Source organism: Microcoleus sp. Pol14D4, assembly GCF_036701245.1.
Classification (GTDB): domain Bacteria; phylum Cyanobacteriota; class Cyanobacteriia; order Cyanobacteriales; family Microcoleaceae; genus Microcoleus.
Window position 1 is genome coordinate 1 of record NZ_JAUBQM010000207.1, and the last position, 1,105, is coordinate 1,105.

1 protein-coding gene and 1 pseudogene are annotated in these 1,105 nt (G+C 37.4%); both read right to left on the reverse strand.

Annotation, left to right across the window (positions count from 1 at the left end):
- A pseudogene (locus QUA33_RS28130) lies at positions 1-457 on the reverse strand (IS1 family transposase); the annotation flags it as partial.
- A gap of 447 nt (positions 458-904) precedes the next feature.
- Positions 905-1,105: hypothetical protein (locus QUA33_RS28135; protein WP_333153073.1), on the reverse strand; the 201-nt coding region annotated here is incomplete at its 5' end.

The window sequence follows — 1,105 nt, forward strand, 5'->3', positions numbered from 1 at the left end:
CATAATTGTTTTGCTCCTTCTTCGCTACGAGCGCCAATATAAACACCAATAATTTCTCTGGTTTCTCTATCCATTGCGGCGCCACACCCATTGCTTATTTTGTTTGCTATCTACAAATGACCACAGTTCATCACATTCAACATTCAATCTGACTTTTTTTTTAGGTTTAACCTTTACTGTGCGTTCGATTGAGGCATATTTATTATTTACGTAATCCTGTAACCATTTTTGAGAAACACCCGTGCTTCTAGCGATACCAGCCAAAGAAATCTTCTCCAAAAGAAGTCGATCGATTAAATCTTTTGTTTCTGAGCTAATTACTTTGTTGGTCGGATTCTCGACTTTCTTGGCGACCGCAACTTTGACATTTGTATTTGGGCTTTTTATTGTGAATTCTACCATTTTTAACTCTGTGATTTGAACCACAGTCAGGGCAATTTGGTCGTAAGGATAGCATATGATATGACTAAATTAATTTTGGCAGAGATCAAGGATTCCTACAATAGTTACTTATGATAGCATCACTCTAACTCAATCTACATTCAAGCGCGTCAAGAAATATTAAAATTACAAATTTTGATTGTGTGAGTTATAAAATTATCCTATGTATTCAATGACTGTAATTAAATTTCACTACATATTTATTACTACCCATTTTCTATTTGGGGACTATTTTTTTTCTTTGCATGATCTCGGTTAATTCTTTTTTTGCGAATCATAACAGGTTCAACTCTGGCTCAACTGCTTTCCCCGTAAAGGTTTCATCCTATTTTACCTGTTTTGTTCTACCCCCTTGACAATTTGCACTTTTTCTTAAGTTGTCACAAATGCTCCTGATTATATTATGGTTAATCGACCAGATATGATATTAGTAGAGCAAGGATTCCTTGCTCTACTAACAGCCTTAAAGCAGAGTAATTGCAGTCGATGCCGGGGTGCCGATCGAACCTGACCCAAAGCCCAAATTCACCACCCCACCAGTCAAACCGGGAAGATTGTTAATTGTCAGAGTAACGCTAGTTTGACCAGGATTAAAGTTCACCGTGCCGGACGAAGGATTCACAGTAAATGGACTAATTTTGTAGTCTACGTTGTTCGCAGGTTG